Origin of the sequence: Streptomyces vilmorinianum (assembly GCF_005517195.1) — a bacterium.
Taxonomy (GTDB): domain Bacteria; phylum Actinomycetota; class Actinomycetes; order Streptomycetales; family Streptomycetaceae; genus Streptomyces; species Streptomyces vilmorinianum.
In genome coordinates, this window is the sequence record NZ_CP040244.1 from 6,985,155 (window position 1) to 7,005,208 (window position 20,054).

The window sequence follows — 20,054 nt, forward strand, 5'->3', positions numbered from 1 at the left end:
GGTGCGCGGGGCCGCCTACCAGGTCAGCCAGCCGATCACCGTCGTCGTCACATCGCTCGCGATGTTCGACACCTTGGCGCCGATCTCCTCCGCCACGCCGAACTTCTTGAACAGCGCTCCCTTGCCGAGGAACAGACCGCCGACCACGAAGATGCCGAGGGCCGTCTTGAAGTCGCTGCTGTCCCAGCCGTATCCGACTCCGCTGAGCACGGCGCTCACTCCCTGAAGGCCCCAGGACACCACGCCGGCCACGACGGCGGCCACGCCCAGCGGGGGGAAGAACAGCGCGCCGACGCCGAGCACGACGGAGGCGGTGCCGGCGATCGTGCTCCAGTGGCCCGTGACGGCCGCCCAGTCCTTGGCGTCCGACATGTCCTCGGGCCACAGGCCCCAGAACTTGGTGTCGGCGTCGTCGTCCTCCGCGACGGGGCTGGTCCCGGACTGCTCGTGCTGCTTCGCCGCCTCGGCCGCCGCCTTCGCGGCCGCCGCGGCCTCGGCCTGCCGCTTCTGCGCCGCGATGCTGCGGGCCTGGCTCGCGGCGTTCGCCGCGGCCTGCGCGTCCTGGCCGGCCTGGGTCGCGGAGGCCGCCGCGCTGGAGGCGGAGGCCTGAGCGCTCGTCGCCGAGGCGACGGCCTGCTGCGCGGAGGCCGCCGCCTGCCGCATCGAGTAGTTCGCCGACCGGGCGGCCCCGCGCGCCACGGACGCGGCGGCCTTCGCGCTCGCCGCCGACTGGGCCGCGTCGGCGGCGGACTTGTCGGCGGCGTCCGCGTTCGCCTTCGCCTGCTGCGCCGAGTTCGCGGCGTCCGTGGCGTAGGTCTGCGCCTTCGCCGCCCACTCGGTCGCCTCCGCGGCCGCCTGGCGGGCCTCGGCCGCGGCCTTGGAGGCCAGTGCGGCGTCCTCCAGCGCCTTCGCTGCGACCTTCGCGGCGTGCGCGATGGCGGCGCGGATGGCGGAGACGTGGGTGGCGTGGTCGTGGTCGAGGCGCGCGATGTTGTACTTGTCGTGGCTGACGAAGCTGCGCCGCATGCGGGCGGAGCCCTCCAGCACGATCTTCGCCGCCGACTGCATGTAGATGCCGCCCGTGTCGAGGAGGCGGAACACCTCGACCGCGTCGTCCTCCTTGATCGCCACCGGCAGTTCGACGCTGAGGAAGCGGTGCAGGGCCAGCGCCGTACCGGCGTTCAGCGCGGCCTCGGCCTTCGCCTTGACGGCCCGGCCCGGGTTCTGGCCCAGGATCCGGAAGACGTTGACGCGGTTGTCCGTGGCCGCCGCCTCGATGACCCCGTGGTCGAGGAAGTTGCGCGCGGCGTCCGGGGCGTCGCTGGCCAGCGCCGCGTAGGCGGCCTGGCCGACGGCGGACTTGGCCGCCTTGGCGATGGCCAGGACGGTCTCGCGGTCGTCCGTGCGCTGGGCGAGGACGCGGTCGGTGTCGATCCAGTTGAGCAGGTCCTGGTCGGTGCCGGCGACCGCGAACTCGGCGGCCTCCCGGGTCCAGGTGCCGGTCGCGTCGAGGAGCCTGACGGCGGCCTTCCGGCCGGTCGTGAGGGCCGTGGCCGTGTCTCCGGCGCTCAACGCCCTTTCGGCGGCGGCGATGAGGTCCTTGATCTCCGTGGCGGTCTTGTCCGCCTCCGTGCGCTGCCGCTCGGCCTGGGTGACGTCGTCGATCTCGGCCTGGGCCCTGAGCCGGGCCTCCAGGATCCCGAGTTCCGTGTCCTCGGCGATGCGGGCGGTCTCCGCCTCGCGGGCCGCCTGCTCCACCGCCTGGGCTTCCTTGACGGCGTCGGCGGCCGCGGTCGCCGCCTGCATCGCCGCCGCCGCGTACTCGGTGGACCGCTTGGCGTACTCGACCGCCTCGCCCGCGTGGTCGGCCGCCTCGTCGGCGGCGGCCGCGGCCTTCAGCGCGTGGGCGGCGGCGCTGTTGGCCGCGTCGCGGGCCACGCGGGCCGCGGCTGCGGCCCTGTTCGCCAGTCCCTGGGCGGTGGACGCGGCCCGGGTGGCCCGTGCGGCGGCGGCACTGGCCTCGGCGGCCGCCTGCCGCGCCTTGGCGGCCTGGGACTGGGCGGCGCCCGCGGAGGCGGCGGCGTCGGCCGCGGCGTTCGCGGCCGCGGCGGCGTTCTGGGCGGCGCTCGCGGCGGCGGACCCGGCGGACGACGCCTGCTGGGAGGCGATGGCGGCCTGGTCGGCGGCCTGCGCGGCGGTGCTCGCGCGCTGGGCGGCGTCCCGCGCGCCCTGGGCCGCCGCGCGGGCGGCGGAGGCCTTGGTGGCGTCCTTGGAGGCGGCGATCGCGGCGCTGTAGGCGCGGGACGCGGCGTTGCCGGCGGACGCGGCGGCGGCAGCGGCGGCCTGGGCGGCCAGCGCGGCGCGGTGGGAGGCGGACTGGGCGGTGCGGGAGGCGGCGATCGCGGTGGAGGCGGCGTCGGCGGCGCCCCGTGCGGCGCTCGCGGCGTTGTTCGCCGCCGCCGCCGACTTGCGTACGTCCTGCTGGGCGGCCCGCGCTTCCTCTGCGGCCTTCAGCGCGGCGGCCTTGGCCTTCTCGGCGGCCTCCTTCGCGCGGTCGGAGGCGGCGACGGCCTGCTCCGTCTTGAGCCTGGCCCGCTCGCCCTCGCGTTCCACGATGGCGACCAACTGGCCGATCGTCGCGGCCTCTTCGTCGCGAGCGCGGGCGATGTACTGGCCGGATACGAGGAACTGGCGGATCGCCTCGGGCGACCCGTCGGTCAGGGCGCGCTCCGCGTACTTCCTCACCTCCGGGGAGGCGGTGTCGAGGATGGTGAGGGCCTCGACCCTCTCGTCCTCCTGCCGTGCTGTGTGCTGGGTCTGCACCAGGAACGTCTTCAGTGCTTCCTGGGTGCCCTGGTCGAGGGCCGCGGTGGCCTCCCGCTTCACGGCCGCGCCCGCGTTGTTCATGATGGTGAAGACCGCCACCCGCAGGTCCGTCTCGACGGACTGCGTATAGCCGTCGCGCAGGAAGGCGGCGATGGCGTCGTCACCCGCGGATAACGCCGCTTCGGCCGTCTGGCGGGCCGACTTGCCCGCGTAGGGGAGGCTGGTGAGGACGGCGAAGCGGTTGTCCTCCGCCTTCGCCGCGGGGAGTTCGGCGGTGAGGAAGGCGGAGACGGCGGCCGGGGATCCCACGAGGGCGGCCGCGGCGGCCTCGCGTACGGCCCGGCCTCCGACCTTGTACGCCCAGACGGCCCTGCCCCGGTCGGTGTCGGGCAGTCCGGTGCCCGTCTCGGCCACGGCCGTGCCGGCGGCGCGGGCGGGTGTCGCCGTCAGGGTGAGGATGGAGGGCAGGGCGGGAGTGGCGGTCGCCGCGGCGACGGTCGTGAGTATGCGGCGTCTGCTCCACAGTGACGCTGACAAAGTATGCATCCTTCCCGTACGAAATACGACGGTGCAGTGACGAATGTCGAATCCAGCAGTACAGGCGCGCACATTACCCGGCCTCTGCCGACTCTCCACCCGTTTTCCGGAAGGCGAATTCTGGGCGCGGGGAGAACGAAATGACACGCGCAACTCGACGGCGAACGGCATATCGCCGAACCTCTTCGCCACCGCCACGGATCCTTCACAAGTGCCGATCGACGTTCCTGCAGCGTGAGGCAGGTCACAGTCAAGCTTGGAGATATAGCTCCTTTGTGACGGTTTGTTTCATGGACAAACGCTCGGAGTGCGGCCTTAATACCGGGGGCTGCGGGGCGCGATCTTCGCGTTGTCTCCCCATTCGGGGATGTTCTCCCGCTGATTGTTCGAGGGGCGCTGGGGGGTGCCGGGGGTGATTCCGAAAGCATGCGCAATCCCTGGTCGCGCATGCTTTCCGGCCATTCCGCAAGCGCTATCTACGCGTACGTTCCGAGCACGTGGCCGGAACTCGACATGAGGACTGTGATGAAGGCACGTAGCACCATTGCGTCAAGAACCAAGCGCCTCGCGGGGCGCACGCTGGCCGCCGCCGTCGCCGCGGGCGCCCTGGCCTGGCTCGTGATGGCGGGCGCCCCGGCGGGAACGCCCGCCGGGGACGTCACCGCCGGGGGCGTCACGACCGGGGACGTCACCTCCGCCGAGGCCATCGCCGACGAGGCCCCGGGCTTCGCGATCGAGGACTACAACTACCCGGAGGCGGACAGGATCCTCGCGGAGCAGGGCATCGTCCTGAAGCGCGGCGACGGCCACATCCTCCTCGCCGACTGCGCCTCAGGGACAGGCCTGCTGGAGGTCTGGTCCCGCGAGAAGCAGCGCGTCTGCTTCCGCGCCACCGGCACCAGCGGCTGGCTGACGCTGGAGATCCCGTCGGTGTACGGCATCAAGGCCCCCGAGTACGCGACCGAGGTCGACATGACCGTCGGCACCGAGGCGAAGTCCTACGACGTCCCCGCGAACTCCTGGAAGGCGGTGGGCGAGAGCGCGGACGAACAGGGCCGCCCCCACATGCTCGTGGAGATCAGGACCTCGAAGTAGCGCCCGGCCGACTCCCTTCATCAGACCTGCCACCAAGGAACTCACTCATGCGACACACCAGTCACACCAGTCATGCCCGGCACACCAGACCCGTGCGTCTGACCGCACTGGCGGCCGCCCTGATCGTGGGACCCGCCGTCCTGACCGCCACGCCCGCGCAGGCGGCGATCGGCACCCCGGTCACGGACACCTCGTACGCCTTCACGGCACAGCTCCAGATCGGCAGCGGCGACCAGATGCGGGGCTGCTCCGGCGCCCTCATCGACCCCAACTGGATCGTCACCGCGGCCAGTTGCTTCGCCGCCAGCCCGTTACAGGGTGGTGCGGTCGCGGCCGGCGCACCCGCGCTGAAGACCGTGGCGACCATCGGCCGCGCCGATCTGACCGCGACCACCGGCGGGCACGTCACCGAGGTCACCGAGCTGGTGCCGCGCGCCGGGCGGGACCTCGTCCTGGCGCGCCTCGCCACGCCCGCCACCGGGATCCAGCCGGTGGCCATGGCGTCGACGCCCGCCGCGGCCGGCGACGCCCTGAAGGTCGCGGGCTACGGCCGGACCAAGACCCAGTGGGTGCCGGACCGGCTGCACGTGGCGTCCTTCGACGTGAACACGGCCGACGCCGCCTCGCTCGCGATCACCGGCCGGACCGCCGACGACGCGATCTGCATGGGCGACAGCGGCGGCCCGGTGCTGCGCGAGCGGAACGGCGCCGTGGAGCTGGTCGGCGTCAGCAGCCGCTCCTGGCAGGGTGGCTGCTTCGGCGTGACGGAGACCCGCAACGGCGCCGTGGCCGCGCGGACGGACGGCGTCGCGACCGGCTCCCGGCTCGCCGCCGGACAGCGGCTGCTGCCCGGTGACACGCTGGCCTCCGCCGCCGCCACGCTCACCATGCGCGCCGACGGCAACCTCGTCGTCACGACCAAGGCCGGCAAGGCTCTCTGGTCCACGAACACCGCCGGCAACGCGGGCGCCACGGCCCTGTTCGGCGCCGACGGCAACCTCGTCGTGCGCAACGCCGCCGACACCGCCACCCTGTGGCAGTCCGGCACCGCCGCCGCCTCCGGCTCGGTCGTCCTCCAGGAGCGCGGCAACCTCGTCGTGTACAACGCCCAGGGCCAGTCCCAGTGGACCACCGGCACCGCCGTCCGCAACGACTTCGACGGCAACGGCAAGGCCGACATGGTCGACTGGTACGACTACGCCGACGGCCACGACGCGATGCACCTCTTCGGCGGCTCCGACACCGGCGCGATCACCGCGCCCCGTACCGCGTTCACCACGCCCGCCGGCAACTGGTACCACGACAACATGAAGAAGGTGTCCGGCGACTTCAACGGCGACGGACGCGCCGATGTCGCCGTGTTCTACGGGTACTCCGACGGCGCCGTGAAGCTGTGGACGTTCCTCGGCCGGCCCGACGGCACCTTCGCGACCCCGTTCTCGTCCTGGTCCGTCGCGCCGGGCAACTGGACCTTCTCCCGGGTCCGGCTGCACAGCGGCGACTTCAACGGCGACGGCCGCGACGATGTCGTGGCCTGGTACGACTACGCCGACGGCCACGACGCGCTGTTCACCTTCCTGTCCGACACGCGCGGCGCCTTCGCCACGCCGTTCAGCGGCTGGTCCGCCCCGACCGGGAGCTGGACCGCGAACAACGCCAAGTACGTCACGGGCGACTTCAACGGAGACGGCCGCGACGACCTCGGCGCCCTGTACCGATACAGCGACACCGCCGTGAAGCTGTGGCTGTTCACGGCCACCCCGGCCGGCGGCTTCACGGCGAAGCAGGCCTGGTCCTCCGACACGTGGGGCGCCCTGGACCGCACCGGCGTCCACGCGGGTGACTTCGACGGCGACGGCCGCGACGACGTCGGCCTCTGGTACGACTACGTCGACGGCCACGACGCCTTCCAGGTCCTGAAGGGCCGCGCGGACGGCACGGTGGGCACTCCCTCGGTGGCCCTGAACGCGAAGGCCGGTGACCTGACGGCGGCGCAGATGAAGATCGTCATCGGTGACTACAACGGTGACGGTCGTGACGACCTCGCCACGATGTACGGCTACACCGACGGCAGCGTGAAGATGTTCACCTGGCCGGCCCTGGCCGGGGGCGCACTCGGCACCGTGCAGACCGGCTGGTCCACGGCGACGGGGTGGACCTTCGCCCGCGTGAACTTCGTGAACCGCTACACCAACAGCTGACACCGGGGTACGACCCCGGAGGGGCCCGCCGGACGCCCGGCGGGCCCTGCCCCTTCTCCCCGCCCCCCGTCTCTCCGCCACATCACGTACGCGCACACCCATTCCTGACTGGCCGTCAGTTCTGTAATCTGACTAAGCGTCAGAACAGTCGCAGGGGGCGGAAGGGTGGAGCGGAAACGATGCTCGGATCGACTCACGGCACCTTCACCACCGATCTCCGCGCCCGCGTGGTCGCCTGCGGCGAGCACCCCGGGACGCCCGGCACCGCCGTGCACGGCAGCACCGCCGTGGACGGCGACCGCGACGTCAGTGGGCGGCCGCTGTACGCCCCCGTGCCCGACCTCGACCGGTTCTTCCGGCCCGGGTCGGTCGCCGTCGTCGGGGCTTCCGACGCCGAGGGGCGGCCCAACACCGGGATCACCCGGCAGCTGATCGCCTGGGCCGAGCGGGTGGGCGCCCGGCTCGTGCCCGTGCACCCCACCCGTACGCGCGTCTTCGGGATCGACTGCGTGCCCTCCGTCGGCGCGATCACCGAGCCCGTCGACCTCGCCGTCCTGCTCGTCGCCGACCCGCTGCCGGTCGTCGAGGAGCTGGCGGAGGCCAAGGTGCGGTTCGCCGTCGCCTTCGCCTCCGGCTTCGCCGAGACCGGCGAGGAGGGCGCCGCCGCGCAGGAGCGGCTCGCCGCCGCCGTCCGCCGATCCGGGATCCGGCTGCTCGGCCCGAACACCAACCTCAACGCCTTCGAGCGGTTCCGCGAGGACCTCGACGGCCCGGCGATCGCCCTGATCACCCAGTCCGGCCACCAGGGCCGGCCGGTCTTCACGATGCAGGAGCTGGGCGTACGGCTCTCCCACTGGGCGCCCACCGGCAACGAGGCCGACCTGGAGACCGCCGACTTCATCTCGTACTTCGCGACCCGGCCCGAGGTCGGGGCCATCGCCTGTTACGTCGAAGGGCTCAAGGACGGCCGCTCCTTCCTGCTCGCCGCCGACCGCGCCGCACGCGAGGGCGTGCCCGTCGTCGCGGTGAAGGTCGGGCGGACCGAGACCGGAGCGCGGATGGCCGCCTCGCACACCGGCAAGCTCACCGGCGCGGACCAGGTCGTCGACGCGGCCATGCGGCAGTTCGGCGTGATCCGGGTCGACGGGCTCGACGAACTCCAGGACACCGCCGCACTGCTGGCCCGCGCGCGCAGGCCCGTCGCGGACGGTGTCGTCGTCTACTCGATCTCCGGCGGCACCGGCGCCCACTTCTCCGACCTGGCCACGGCGGCCGGGCTGCGCCTGCCCACCCTCTCGGAGGGCAAGCAGGCGGAACTCCACCAGTGGATACCGCCGTATCTCGACGTCGCCAACCCCGTCGACAACGGCGGGCACCCGGTGGGCGACTGGCGCGGGCGAAAGATCATCGACGCGGTCCTCGCCGACCCGTCCGTCGGCGTCCTGATCTGCCCGATCACCGGGCCGTTCCCACCCATGAGCGACAAGCTCGCCCAGGACCTGGTCGACGCGGCCGAGGCCACCGACAAGCTGGTGTGCGTGGTGTGGGGCTCACCGCTCGGGACCGAGGCGGCCTACCGGGAGACCCTGCTCGGCTCCTCGCGCGTCGCCACCTTCCGTACGTTCTCCAACTGCGTCGGAGCCGTGAAGGCCTACCTCGACCACCACCGCTTCACCACCGGCTACCGCTCCCCCTTCGACGAGGCCCCGCGCACCCCCTCGCCCTCCTTCCGCAAGGCGCGGGCCCTGATGCGGCCCGGTGTGCAGCTCAGCGAGCACGCGGCGAAGCAGCTGCTGCGCGCGTACGGGATCCGGGTGCCGCGCGAGCAGCTGGTGACGAGCGCGGCGGCGGCGGTGCGGGCGGCCGGCCTGGTGGGCTACCCGGTGGTGATGAAGGCGTCGGGCGCGCAGCTCGCCCACAAGACCGAACTGGGCCTGGTGAAGGTGGGGTTGACCTCGGCGAGCCAGGTGCGGGACGCGTACCGGGAGCTGACCGACATCGCCCGCTACGAGGGTGTGGACCTCGACGGGATCCTGGTCTGCCAGATGGTCGGGCGGGGGGTCGAGATGGTGGTGGGCGTGACGCGTGACCCGCTGTTCGGTCCGACGGTCACCGTGGGGCTCGGGGGCGTCCTGGTCGAGGTCCTGAACGACGCGGCGGTGCGCGTGCCGCCGTTCGGCGAGGACCAGGCCAGGGACATGCTCGGCGAACTGCGCGGGCGGGCGCTGCTGAAGGGCGTACGGGGTGCTCCGCCGGCGGACGTGGACGCGCTGGTGGAGGTCGTGCTGCGGGTGCAGCGGATGGCCCTGGAGCTGGACGGCGACCTCGCCGAGCTGGACATCAACCCGTTGATGGTGCTGCCGCGCGGGCAGGGCGCGGTGGCGCTGGACGCGCTGGCGGTGTGCCGATAGGAGCCGTGATGGAAGAGGTACTGCACGCCGTGGACAACGGCGTCTCCTGGATCACGCTCAACCGCCCGGAGGCGATGAACGCGGTCACCTGGGAGCAGCGGGAGCGGATCATCGCGCTGCTCGGGGAGGCGACGGCGGACCCGGACGTACGGGCGGTGGTGGTGACGGCGACGGGGCGGGGCTTCTGCGCGGGGGCGGACCTGCGCGCGAGTCCACCCTCCGGGGACTCCCGGGAACGGATCGCCGGGGACGTGGCGCGGATGATCCGGCTGGGGGCGCAGCGTCTCGTCGGGGCCGTACTGGACTGCGAGAAGCCGGTGATCGCGGCGGTGAACGGGACGGCGGCCGGGATCGGGGCGCATCTGGCGTTCGCGTGCGATCTGGTGCTGGCGGCGGAGTCGGCGCGGTTCATCGAGGTGTTCGTACGGCGGGGCCTGGTGCCGGACGGGGGCGGGGCGTATCTGCTGCCCCGGCTGGTCGGCCCGCGGCGCGCGAAGGAGCTGATGTTCTTCGGCGACGCGGTGACGTCTCACGACGCCCGGGACATGGGCCTGGTGAACCGGGTCGTCGCGGACGAGGAGCTGGAGAAGACGGCACGGGAATGGGCCGAGCGCCTGGCCCAGGGCCCGACGCGGGCCCTGGCGCTCACCAAGCAGCTGGTGAACGCGTCCCTGGAGGCCGACCGGGCGAGCGCGTTCGCGGCGGAGGCGGCCGCGCAGGAGATCAACATGACGACGCGGGACGCGAACGAGGGCGTGGCGAGCTTCGTGGAACGACGGACTCCGCGGTACGAGGGCCGGTAGCGGTGAGCAGCTAGGTTGTCCCCTCAACGTCCTTTCCTCGAGGGGAACATGTGATGAACGCTTTCGGTACGGGTCCTGTCAGCCGGAGAGGGCTCATACGGCTCGGTGGGGGCGCCGTCGCCGGTCTGGTGCTGGGGGGCGTCACCGCCTCGACGGCGCAGGCGCGGATCGCGGCCGAGGAAGCCGCGGTCACGGCGCTGCCGGGTTCGAAGGCCTTCGACCTGAGCGACCCGTCGGACGCCCTGTTCATGCACAAGCAGGCCTGGTGTCCCACCGTGATGCAGTGCGCGGGCTACGACCATCTCAACAAGCACTGGTATGTCGCCCAGGTCATGTACAACCCGGGCGACGGGGTGTCCTACGCGACGCGCAAGCTCGAGGGCGACATCGCCATCACCAAGCTGAGCGAGGACGGCTCGACCAAGCTCGGCCGGATGTATCTGCGCGGGTTCGGGCACGGCGCCCAGATCGGCATCGAGACGACGGCGAAGGGCTCGGCCCCGTACATCTGGATCGAGTACGACTCCGAGCCGAACGCGGAGGGCACCACGGGCTTCGGCACCAAGGTGTGCCGGATCAAGTACGTGGGACCCGCGGCCGACGCCCCGCCGCGCAGCTTCCACTGGGACGTCGCGGCGGACCGTACGGCCATGGACTTCAAGGACCGTACGCCGGACCCGCTCAAGCTGCCGGGCGCCGGCAGCACGCTGACCGCGCCGCGGGCGGTCGTCGACATGCACCACCGCCGACTGCTGGTGCGCTTCAACCGCAACGGGCAGCTGCAGTGCGCGGTCTGGGACCTGGACACCGCGGCCGCCGCCCCGCTGGGCGCGCCGCTGCACCACTTCGCGAACCTGCCGAGGCCGGTGTACGACGCGCAGGGCTTCTGCCTCTACGGCTCGTACATGTACATGCTGGAGGGCGAGGCCTACGCCAGCGGCGGGCCGACCGACACGACGGACGTGGGGACGACCCACATCACCAGGGTCGACCTGAACACCGGGGTCTCGGAGCGAGCCCTCACGCGCGCGCTGAAGAGCCTCGTCTACAGGGAGCCCGAGGGCATGAACATCATGCTCGTTCCCGACCCGGCCAACGCCGGCGGCTACCTCCCGCGGCTGACCTTCGGTTTCGCCTCGGGCGTCTCGGGCGACCGCCGGGTGAACATCGCGTACAAGAACGCCTTGATCTGATCGCGGCACTGCCGGACGAGGGGCCGGCCCGAGGGTTCCTATCTGACGGATCGTCAGCTTCAATGGACCGTGTGATGGGACACGCTGGGATGGCGGCCACCGCCGTCCGATACCTCAGGTCGGCCGGTTCGCCCACGGCCGTGGAAGCGCACCCCCGGCCGCGGCTGCGGGCGGTACGGGACGGGGAGCGGCCACCGGTCGATCCGGCCGAGTTCCGGCGCGTGCTGGGCCACTTCGCGAGCGGGGTCACAGTCGTGACGGCCCTCACCCCCGAGGGCCCGGCCGGCTTCGCCTGCCAGTCCTTCGCGTCCCTGTCCCTGGACCCGCCCCTGGTGGCCTTCATGGTCGCCCGCACGTCGACCACCTGGCCGCGCATCGCCCGCGCCGGCACCTTCTGCGTCAACATCCTGGGCGCGGACCAGGGGGACCTGTGCCTGGGCTTCGCCAAGAGCGGCGCGGACAAGTTCGCGGAGGTCCCCTACGACGCGGCCCCGGCGACCGGCTCCCCGCGCCTCACCGGGGCCCCGGCCTGGATCGACTGCACGATCACCACCGTCCACACGGGCGGCGACCACCTGATCGTGGTGGGCAGGGTGGAGACCCTGGGCGCGACGACCGACGGCGACCCCCTGCTGTTCCACCAGGGGCGGTTCGGCCGCTTCGGACGCGTCAGCGGGTAGGGCGAGCGGAAAGGGAGCGCGCTGTCCGCGGCAGAGCTGACACCATGCGGCGTCATGACCGCTGACAGCACGAGTGGGTTTCGAGCGGGCCGGACGGCACTCATCGTCCGGATCCCGGGCAGATGAAGCAGGTCATGAGCGCCTGGCTGGGCAGCGGAGCAGCTGGGGGCTCCGGTCAGCCAGCTTCAGCGTGAGTCCAGGGCATATCGGCGCCGGTCATGGCCGGCCGGGCAATCTCCTGGTCGCCGTGGTGGAGCCGCCAGGTACTGCCGGTGGTGAGGTCCGGGTTGGTCATGTCTCCCATGATGAGAATCGACGCTGACAGCCGCGGAGTGAAATGCAGCGGAAGCTGATGAGGCGCGATGTCGAGTCGCTGTGCCGCTTCGGCCGGCAGCCGGGGATGGTTTGCCGGTAACGCGAGGCGAACAGGCTGGTGAGAACGATGGCCTCGCCTCGTCCGCCCGGCGGGTGCACTCGCCCGCGATTCGATGCGACGGGGCACTCCTCACCCTTTCGAGTAGTCCAGGACCATCCGCACACGGACCGGGTAAGGTGGTCATAACGTCCGTGTTATGTCATGGGGAAGTGTCGAAGTCGAGCCGGAGGTGGAGAAGTGGTTCCTCGGGCTCAGCCACAGCCACCGCGGTACCGTCGCGTTCTACGTCGACCTGCTCGCCGACCACGGGGTGCATCTCGGCGAGCCGTACACGAAGCAGTTGTCCGGCAAGGTGCGGGAGCTGCGGTTTCATCTGGACGGCGACGCGATCCGCGTCACGTACTGGATCGCCACCGGTCGCAGGATCATTCTCCTGACCGTGTTCCGCAAGACCCGGCAGCGGGACGCTGCCGAGGTCGAGAGGGCCGTGCGGGCCTGGGCGCAGTGTGTCGCGCAGGAGCACACAGTCGATGAGGGGTGACTCGATGAGCGACCGGAAGAGCTGGAACGGGCTGCGCGAGGAAGCCTTGGACCACCCCGAGGCGCAGGCTTCCTATGACGCCGCACGGATCCGCTTCGAGCTCGGGCGCGCGGTGCGTGAGCGGCGGGAGGAGCTCGGGATGACGCAGACTCAGCTCGCGCGCGCCGCCGGGCTCCAGCAGCCCGCGGTCGCCCGTTTCGAGGCCGGTGGCACCATGCCCACACTTCCCCTCCTCGAACGCCTCGCGACTGCTCTGGGGATGCGCCTCCAGGTCGGGTTCGAGCCACTGGAACGGGCGGGCTGACCGCCCCGTCCCCCAGGGAAGCACTGGCGTCGCGGTCGCGCGGTCACGCCGCGGCCGGAGCCGTCGGTCGGCGGCGGATCACCAGGGCCATCAGGGCCGCCGCCGCGCACAGGGCGCCCGAGGCGTACCAGACGACGTCGTAGGAGCCGAAGACGTCACGGGCCACGCCGCCCGCGAAGGCGACGAGGGCCGCGCCGACCTGGTGGGAGGCGAGGACCCAGCCGAAGACGATGGCGGAGTCGTCGCCGTAGTGCTCGCGGCACAGGGCGATCGTCGGCGGGACCGTGGCGACCCAGTCCAGGCCGTAGAAGACGATGAAGAAGATCATCGGCGGGTGGACGGACGGGGCGAGGAGCATCGGCAGGAAGAGGAGCGAGACGCCGCGCAGGGCGTAGTAGACGGCCAGCAGGCGGCGCGCCTCGAAGCGGTCCGTGAACCAGCCCGAGGCGATCGTGCCGACGACGTCGAAGACCCCGATGACGGCGAGGAGTGACGCGGCCGCGGTGATCGGCATGCCGTGGTCGTGGGCGGCGGGCACGAAGTGGGTCTTGACCAGGCCGTTCGTCGAGGCGCCGCAGATCGCGAAGGTGCCGGCCAGGAGCCAGAAGGGGCCGGTGCGGGCCGCCTTGGACAGGACGGTCACGGCCCGGCGCGCCGCGCCCGTGACCGGGGCGGGCCTCGGCGCGAACGTGCCTCCGTAGGGGGCGAGGCCCACGTCCGCCGGGTGGTCGCGCAGCAGCAGCCAGACGAAGGGGACGACCGCGAGCGCGGAGAGCGAGACGGTCACCGAGGCCGGGCGCCAGCCGTGGTTCTCGACCAGCCAGGACAGCAGGGGCAGGAAGACCAGCTGGCCCGAGGCCCCGGCCGCCGTGAGGATGCCCGTCACCAGGCCGCGCCGCGCCACGAACCACCGGTTCGTCACCGTCGCCGCGAACGCCAGCGCCATCGAGCCGCTGCCGAGGCCGACGAGGACGCCCCAGAAGAGGACGAGCTGCCAGGCCGCCGTCATCCACACGGTCAGCAGGGAGCCGAGCGCGATCACGCTCAGCGCGACCGCGACGACCTTACGGATGCCGAAGCGGTCCATCAGGGCCGCGGCGAACGGCGCCGTGAGGCCGTAGAGCGCGAGGTTCACCGACACCGCGAAGCCGATCGTGCCGCGCGACCAGTCGAACTCGCCGTGCAGCGGCTCGATCAGCAGGCCGGGCAGCGAGGCGAAGGCCGCCGCGCCGATGATCGTGACGAAGGTGACGCCCGCGACGAACCAGGCGCGGTGGATGCGGGTGGTGCGGGGCGTGCGGGGGGTACGGGAGGAGACGGGCGCGGGGGTCTCGGTTGTCTGGCTCACGTCACTCAGCATCGTGATCCCCCACCACCCGGACCATTGGCCCGAATGACAGCTTTGACAAGAATCAGGCCATGGGATCGGGTCCCTCACACCCGCGGCAGCGTCCTGATCGGCCGCACCACCAGCAGCGCCACCACCACAAGCACCGCGATCCCCGCCCCCGCCAGCAGGACCGCCTCCGTACCCACCGCCTCCGCGACCGGGCCCGCCAGCGTCCGGCCCGCCGCCATCATCAGGAGCGAGCCGGCCACGTCGTACGCGTGCATGCGGTTCAGCGCGTCCTGCGGTACGTGCGTCTGGACCGACGTCGACCACATCACCAGCCAGAACGCGAACGCCGCCCCGCCCAGGAACTGCCCCACCCCGAGCAGCGCCACGGACGCCCCCGCGCCGAGCAGGACGAGGTTCACCGGCAGGCCCAGCAGCGCCACCGCGCCCGCCGCCAGCGGGCGGCGCGGGCGCAGGCGCAGGGCGAGCAGGCCGCCCGCGGCGCTGCCGGCGCCGTTGACCGCCATCAGCGTCCCGTACGCGGCCGAGCCGTGGTCGCCGGTCACCAGGGTCGCCGTCAGCGGCACCAGCGGGCCGGCGACCGTCAGGCCGTACACGGTCCAGATCGCGATGACCCCCCACAGCCAGTTCCGGGCCCGGAACTCCCGCCAGCCAAGGGCCATTTCGGCCCGCAGTGACCCCCGTACCGCCGCGTCGCCCGCGGCCGCGGCCGCGGGTATGCGCGTCAGCGCGAGGCAGAGAGCGCTGACGGCGAAGGTCGCGCCGTTGGCCCCGAAGGCCGCTCCGGCGCCGACGAGCGCGACGAGGAGGCCCGCCACGGCCGGGCCCGCCATGGCCATCAGGGACTCGACGACCCGCAGGACGGCGTTGGCGCGCTGCACGTCGGGCGCGATGCGCGGGATCGTGGAGGCGACCCCGGGCTGGAAGAGCGCGGCGCAGACACCGCTGACGGCGCTGAGCGCGTACACCGCCCAGAGCGGCGGGCTGCCGACGGCGAACGAGACGGCGAGGACGGCCGCCCCTGGCAGCCGCAGCACATCCGCGAGGATCATCATCCGGCGGGCGGTGAACCGGTCCGCGAGCACACCGCCGAAGACGACGAACAGCGCGAACGGGCCGATCCAGGCGCCCAGCGCGTAGCCGACGGAGGAGTCCGGCCGGCCCGCGCCGAGGAGACCGGCGGCGAGGGCGACGGGCACCATGCCCTCACCGAAGACGGCGGCGGCACGGGCCACGAAGAAGAGCCGGAAGTTACGGTTCCAGAGGGCGGGAGCCCCGACAGGTGCGGGAACGCTCTCCCGGACCTCAGACTTGTACGAGTAGTGCTCCGCTGTTTCCGCCTGCTTGTCCGTCACGGACCCGACTTGTAGCAGCAAGTGGTCTGGACCACCAAGGGATTTACTCGTGCCGCACCGTGTCGCCGTCCTCGCCCTGCCCGGCCTCCTCCCCTTCGAACTGGGCATTCCCCACCGGATCTTCGGCCGCGCCAAGGACCCCGCGAGCGGCCGCCCCCTCTACGAGATCGCGACCTGCGCCCCGGTCGCGGGCCCGGTCCCCACCGACGCGGACTTCGCCGTCCACGTGGAGCACGGCCCCGAGGCCCTCGCGACGGCGGACACCGTCGTCGTCCCCGCCTCGTACGAGCTGGGCCCGGTCTACGAGGAGGGCCGGCTGACCGACGAACTGGCGGCCACGCTCGCGCACATCCGGCCCGGGACGCGCCTCGTGTCCATCTGCACCGGCGGGTACGTCCTAGCCGCCGCCGGCTACCTCGACGGGCGCCCGGCCACCACGCACTGGGCCTCGGCCGAGCACTTCCAGCGGCTGTTCCCGCGCGTGCGGGTCGACGCGGACGTGCTGTTCGTCGACGACGGGGACGTGCTGACCTCGGCGGGCGTCGCCGCCGGACTCGACCTGTGCCTGCACATCGTGCGCAAGGACCACGGGAGCGCCGTCGCCAACGAGGTGGCCCGCAGGACCGTCGTACCGCCGCACCGGGACGGCGGCCAGGCCCAGTACGTCGAGCGCCCGCTCCCGGGGACTGGGACGGCGACCACGACCGCGGCCCGCGCCTGGGCGCTGGCGCATCTGCACGAGCCGATCCAGCTGCGCGATCTGGCGGTACGGGAGGCCATGAGCGTACGGACGTTCACGCGCCGCTTCCGGGAGGAGGTCGGCATCAGCCCGGGCCAGTGGCTGACCCGGCAGCGCGTGGAACGGGCCCGGCACCTCCTGGAGTCCACGGACCTCCCGGTGGACCAGGTGGCGAGGGACGCCGGGTTCGGCACGCCCCAGTCGCTCCGCTCCCACCTCCAGGCGGCGATCGGCGTGACGCCGACGACCTACCGGCGCACCTTCCGGTCGGCGGGCGCGGTCGGCCCGTAGCGCGGTGGACCCGTAGCGCGGTCGGCCCGTAGCGCGGTGGACCCGTAGCGCGGTGGACCCGTGAACGCCCTAGAACTCGCCCAACGACCAGAAGCCGAAGCCGAACAGGTCGGCGAACGCCAGCAGGCCGAGGACCACGCCACCGGCGAGCAGGGGGAGGACGAGAACGAGGAGCAGCGCCAGTCCGGCCACCAGCTGGGCCACCGTGCGTCGCCGCAGCTGGGACACGCCCGGGTCCCGCGGATCGTAGGTGATCTCCTCTTCGTCCCGGCCGCCGTTCGAACCCCGGTAGGCGCGGGGTGCCCCGTCGGTGTCGGTGAACAGATAGACGTACAGCGCGTCGGTGTCGCCGTGGTCGATGGAGCCCGAGTTCTTCCGCCGGCCGTCCACCGTGATCCCCCGGGTCACCAGGACCCAACCGTCCCGGGCAGTCTTCCAGCCGAGGCTCGTGAGCGAGACGCCGGCACCGCCCAGGAGCGGGACGAACAACCAGCAGAGCGCGCCTGCCCAGGACCCGGTGACCAGCAGAGCCACCATCACCAGGCAGAACGCGGCGGCCACCGCTGTCCCGGGCTCGACGGCGAGGATCCGTCGCCACCCCGGCCGCGTCCGCCGCTCCCGCCGCTCCACGGTCACCCGCCGTGGGCCGGGAACCTGTGGCTCGGCCGCGTCCCGTACCGGCAGCGCCTCGCTCAGCACGGTGGCGAACCGTTCCACGGCGATCCGGCTGCGGGAGGTCAGCAGGTACGTCTCGGGCACACCGTTCTCCGGCCCGGTCAGGACGACGGCGAGCCGGCGCCCGCCGCGGCCGCGCACCTCCACGCGGTCGATCGCCGCCACCGGAACGCGCCGGACCTCCCGCCCGGACTCGAGCAGCAACTCACCCGAGCGCAACCGGGCGCGCTGCCCGAGGCGCCCGTGAAGTACGAGCGGGGACGAGGCGGTTGAGGTCACGCGCCGGTCCCAGGGCCGTTCCAGCCGGCCGTGCGCCGTCGGGCGGGTGCGGCATTCTCCCCCGCTGCGCCGGGCCCGGAGCAGGTCGCGGGTGAGCATCGCCGGGGCCTGGAGGAGACCGACCAGGTGAGGACGGGGCGGGTGGCGAGCTCGCGGCACGACATGGTCATGACCATAACGCCGCTCGGAGGTCACTGGAAGGTCAGGACTCCGCGCGCGACCCGCCCCTGCTCGGCGTCCTCGGCCGCCTTGGCGAACTCCTCGACCGGGTAGGTCGTGGTGACGAGTTCGTCGAGGAGGAGGCGGCCCTCGCGGTAGAGCTCGGCGTAGAGGGCGATGTCCTTCTGGGGGCGGGACGAGCCGTAGCGGCAGCCGAGGATCGACTTGTCCAGGAACATCGCGGCGGGCGCGAAGCTCGCCTCGGCGGTGGGTGCGGTCATGCCGAGGAGGATCGCCTGGCCGTGGCGGTCGAGGAGGTCGATCGCGGTGCGTACGAGGCCGGTGTGGCCGACGCATTCGAAGACGTGGTCGGCGCCGGTGGGCAGGATGTCCCGTACGGAGTCGGCGGAGGTCATGAAGTGCGTGGCCCCGAAGCGGCGGGCCGCCTCTTCCTTGGCGGGGTTGGTGTCGACGGCGACGATCGTGAGGGCGCCGGCGATCCGGGCGCCCTGGAGGACGTTGAGCCCGATGCCGCCGGTGCCGATGACGACGACGGTCTCCCCGCGGTCGACCTTGGCGCGGTTGAGCACGGCGCCGACGCCGGTGAGGACGCCGCAGCCCATGAGGGCGGCGGAGGTGAGCGGGATGTCGCGGGGGATCTTCACGGCCTGGACGGCCTTGACGAGGGTGCGCTCGGCGAAGGAGGAGTTGGAGGCGAACTGGAAGAGGGGCGTGCCGCCGCGGGAGAAGGGCTGCTTGGGCATCCCGATCGCCTTGCGGCACATGGTGGGCCGGCCGCGGTCGCAGTCGGCGCAGGCGCCGCAGTTGGCGAGCGTGGACAGGGCGACATGGTCGCCGGGGGCGACGTGGGTGACGCCGGGGCCGACGGCGTCGACGACGCCGGCGCCTTCGTGGCCGAGGACGACGGGGGCGGGGAAGGGGATGGTCCCGTCGATGACGGACAGATCACTGTGGCAGAGCCCGGCGGCTCCGACGCGCACGAGCACCTCGCCGGGCCCGGGGTCCCTGACCTCCAGATCGTCGACCACCTGAACGTGCTTGCCGTCGTAAACGACACCTCTCATGACGTGCGCCTCCGTTGTCCGGGGGCGGGGGATCTCCCCCACCCCACCCCTTCCCGAAACCCTGACGAGACCTGGGAGCGCGGCCCCCACACCCCCCGACGCCACCTCCGCACCTCGAACCCCCCACGCCCCTGCGGGACGGTTGCCCGCACCGCGTGGGCACCGCTAGGCGTTTGGGCGGGTGCCGTGCGCTGCCGCTCTTGCCATCTCCTCAAGCCGCGCCAGCATCGGCATCGGGTCCACCCCCACCGTCCCCGGCAAAAAGTCCGCGATCCGTTCCGGCGTCCACGCGCCGCCCTCCGCGTAGCCCGCCCTCAGCTCCCTCGGCTGCGCCCACACCGCGATCTTCGGGCCCGCGATCGTGTAGACCTGGCCCGTGATCCGTTCCTCCCGCGCCCGGTCCGACAGCAGGTAGACGACGAGCGCCGCCACGTCCTCCGGCTCGCCGATCTCCTTCAGCTCCATCGGGACGTTCGCCGACATACGGGTCCGCGCCACCGGCGCCACCGCGTTCGCCGTGACCCCGTACTTGTGCAGGCCGAGCGCCGCGCTCCGTACGAGCGAGATGATGCCGCCCTTCGCCGCCGCGTAGTTGGCCTGGGCCACGGAGCCCTGGTGGTTGCCGCTCGTGAAGCCGATCAGCGTTCCGGCCCCCTGCCTGCGCATCACCGCCGACGCCGCCCGGAACACCGTGAACGTGCCCTTCAGGTGCGTCGCGACGACCGGGTCCCACTCCTCCTCCGACATGTTGAAGAGCATCCGTTCGCGCAGGATCCCCGCCACGCACACGACCCCGTCGATCCGCCCGTACTCGGCGAGCGCCACGTCCACGACCCGCTGTCCGCCCGCCATCGTCGAGATGTCGTCGGCGACCGCGACCGCCGAACCCCCCGCCGCCTCGATCTCCTTGACGACCGACAGCGCGACCTCCGAGGTCGGCTCGCCTCCCTCGATGGAGACCCCGTAGTCGTTGACGACGACCTTCGCCCCCTCCGCCGCGCAGGCGAGGGCCACCGCGCGCCCGATCCCCCGCCCGGCCCCGGTCACCGCCACGACCTTGCCTGCCAAGAAGTTCCCCACGCCCGGCCCCTTCCCGCGATTTCTGACGGACCGTTAGATTTAAGGCCCGTCGGGTCCGCGAGCACAA

At 72.5% G+C, this 20,054-nt stretch carries 15 protein-coding genes; 9 read left to right on the plus strand and 6 right to left on the minus strand.

Annotated features, from left to right (window positions below):
• Nucleotides 1–15: 15 nt before the first annotated feature.
• Nucleotides 16–3,363 carry an ALF repeat-containing protein gene (locus FDM97_RS36930; RefSeq protein WP_432816267.1) on the minus strand — a complete coding sequence of 1,116 codons (3,348 nt, stop codon included), beginning with the start codon at nt 3,361–3,363 and terminating at the stop codon, nt 16–18.
• Between the two features lie 525 nt (nt 3,364–3,888).
• Between FDM97_RS36930 and FDM97_RS32480 the strand changes: the two genes are divergently transcribed.
• The 8 genes from FDM97_RS32480 (at nt 3,889) to FDM97_RS32515 (ending at nt 12,967) form a co-directional block, all read left to right on the plus strand.
• Complete coding sequence (locus FDM97_RS32480; RefSeq protein WP_175439314.1) at nt 3,889–4,458, plus strand: hypothetical protein; 570 nt, start codon at nt 3,889–3,891, stop codon at nt 4,456–4,458.
• 47 nt (nt 4,459–4,505) lie between these two features.
• A complete protein-coding gene (locus FDM97_RS32485) occupies nt 4,506–6,659 on the plus strand; it encodes an FG-GAP-like repeat-containing protein (protein ID WP_137994065.1) in 2,154 nt (717 codons plus the stop codon).
• Between the two features lie 179 nt (nt 6,660–6,838).
• Complete coding sequence (locus FDM97_RS32490; RefSeq protein ID WP_137994066.1) at nt 6,839–9,070, plus strand: acetate--CoA ligase family protein; 2,232 nt, start codon at nt 6,839–6,841, stop codon at nt 9,068–9,070.
• An 8-nt stretch (nt 9,071–9,078) separates the two neighbouring features.
• On the plus strand, nt 9,079–9,873 hold the full coding sequence (locus FDM97_RS32495; RefSeq protein WP_137994067.1) for an enoyl-CoA hydratase/isomerase family protein: 795 nt from the start codon (nt 9,079–9,081) through the stop codon (nt 9,871–9,873).
• Nucleotides 9,874–9,926: 53 nt separating this feature from the next.
• The gene (locus tag FDM97_RS32500; RefSeq protein ID WP_137994068.1) at nt 9,927–11,066 is read left to right on the plus strand and encodes a hypothetical protein; all 1,140 of its coding nucleotides are present in this window, start codon (nt 9,927–9,929) and stop codon (nt 11,064–11,066) included.
• A gap of 89 nt (nt 11,067–11,155) precedes the next feature.
• On the plus strand, nt 11,156–11,746 hold the full coding sequence (locus tag FDM97_RS32505; protein WP_137995156.1) for a flavin reductase family protein: 591 nt from the start codon (nt 11,156–11,158) through the stop codon (nt 11,744–11,746).
• Nucleotides 11,747–12,318: 572 nt separating this feature from the next.
• Nucleotides 12,319–12,663: a type II toxin-antitoxin system RelE/ParE family toxin gene (locus FDM97_RS32510; protein ID WP_137994069.1), complete on the plus strand. Its 345-nt coding sequence runs from the start codon at nt 12,319–12,321 to the stop codon at nt 12,661–12,663.
• 4 nt (nt 12,664–12,667) lie between these two features.
• Nucleotides 12,668–12,967, plus strand: coding sequence for a helix-turn-helix domain-containing protein (locus FDM97_RS32515; RefSeq protein ID WP_137994070.1), 300 nt, complete (start codon nt 12,668–12,670; stop codon nt 12,965–12,967).
• A gap of 43 nt (nt 12,968–13,010) precedes the next feature.
• On the opposite strand, the gene FDM97_RS32520 is transcribed toward FDM97_RS32515, so the two are convergent.
• A complete protein-coding gene (locus FDM97_RS32520) occupies nt 13,011–14,327 on the minus strand; it encodes an MFS transporter (protein ID WP_137994071.1) in 1,317 nt (438 codons plus the stop codon).
• A 74-nt stretch (nt 14,328–14,401) separates the two neighbouring features.
• Nucleotides 14,402–15,679: an MFS transporter gene (locus FDM97_RS32525; protein ID WP_137994072.1), complete on the minus strand. Its 1,278-nt coding sequence runs from the start codon at nt 15,677–15,679 to the stop codon at nt 14,402–14,404.
• Nucleotides 15,680–15,728: 49 nt separating this feature from the next.
• On the opposite strand from FDM97_RS32525, the gene FDM97_RS32530 reads away from it, so the two are divergent.
• Entirely contained in the window at nt 15,729–16,709 is a 981-nt protein-coding gene (locus FDM97_RS32530) for a GlxA family transcriptional regulator (RefSeq protein ID WP_137994073.1), read from the plus strand.
• Nucleotides 16,710–16,778: 69 nt separating this feature from the next.
• Here the strand turns inward: FDM97_RS32530 and FDM97_RS32535 are convergent, their stop codons facing one another.
• The 3 genes from FDM97_RS32535 to FDM97_RS32545 form a co-directional block, all read right to left on the minus strand.
• A complete protein-coding gene (locus tag FDM97_RS32535) occupies nt 16,779–17,762 on the minus strand; it encodes a hypothetical protein (protein WP_137994074.1) in 984 nt (327 codons plus the stop codon).
• Nucleotides 17,763–17,854: 92 nt separating this feature from the next.
• Nucleotides 17,855–18,907, minus strand: coding sequence for a Zn-dependent alcohol dehydrogenase (locus FDM97_RS32540; protein WP_137994075.1), 1,053 nt, complete (start codon nt 18,905–18,907; stop codon nt 17,855–17,857).
• A 165-nt stretch (nt 18,908–19,072) separates the two neighbouring features.
• Nucleotides 19,073–19,987: an SDR family oxidoreductase gene (locus FDM97_RS32545; RefSeq protein WP_137994076.1), complete on the minus strand. Its 915-nt coding sequence runs from the start codon at nt 19,985–19,987 to the stop codon at nt 19,073–19,075.
• Between the last annotated feature and the right edge of the window lie 67 nt (nt 19,988–20,054).

Coding starts and splice junctions, on each gene's coding strand:
- FDM97_RS32480 (WP_175439314.1), top strand. CDS start 3,889: ATGAAGGCACGTAGCACCATTGCGTCAAGAACCAAGCGCCTCGCGGGG.
- FDM97_RS32485 (WP_137994065.1), top strand. CDS start 4,506: ATGCGACACACCAGTCACACCAGTCATGCCCGGCACACCAGACCCGTG.
- FDM97_RS32490 (WP_137994066.1), top strand. CDS start 6,839: ATGCTCGGATCGACTCACGGCACCTTCACCACCGATCTCCGCGCCCGC.
- FDM97_RS32495 (WP_137994067.1), top strand. CDS start 9,079: ATGGAAGAGGTACTGCACGCCGTGGACAACGGCGTCTCCTGGATCACG.
- FDM97_RS32500 (WP_137994068.1), top strand. CDS start 9,927: ATGAACGCTTTCGGTACGGGTCCTGTCAGCCGGAGAGGGCTCATACGG.
- FDM97_RS32505 (WP_137995156.1), top strand. CDS start 11,156: ATGGCGGCCACCGCCGTCCGATACCTCAGGTCGGCCGGTTCGCCCACG.
- FDM97_RS32510 (WP_137994069.1), top strand. CDS start 12,319: ATGTCATGGGGAAGTGTCGAAGTCGAGCCGGAGGTGGAGAAGTGGTTC.
- FDM97_RS32515 (WP_137994070.1), top strand. CDS start 12,668: ATGAGCGACCGGAAGAGCTGGAACGGGCTGCGCGAGGAAGCCTTGGAC.
- FDM97_RS32520 (WP_137994071.1), bottom strand. CDS start 14,327: ATGCTGAGTGACGTGAGCCAGACAACCGAGACCCCCGCGCCCGTCTCC.
- FDM97_RS32535 (WP_137994074.1), bottom strand. CDS start 17,762: ATGCTCACCCGCGACCTGCTCCGGGCCCGGCGCAGCGGGGGAGAATGC.
- FDM97_RS32540 (WP_137994075.1), bottom strand. CDS start 18,907: ATGAGAGGTGTCGTTTACGACGGCAAGCACGTTCAGGTGGTCGACGAT.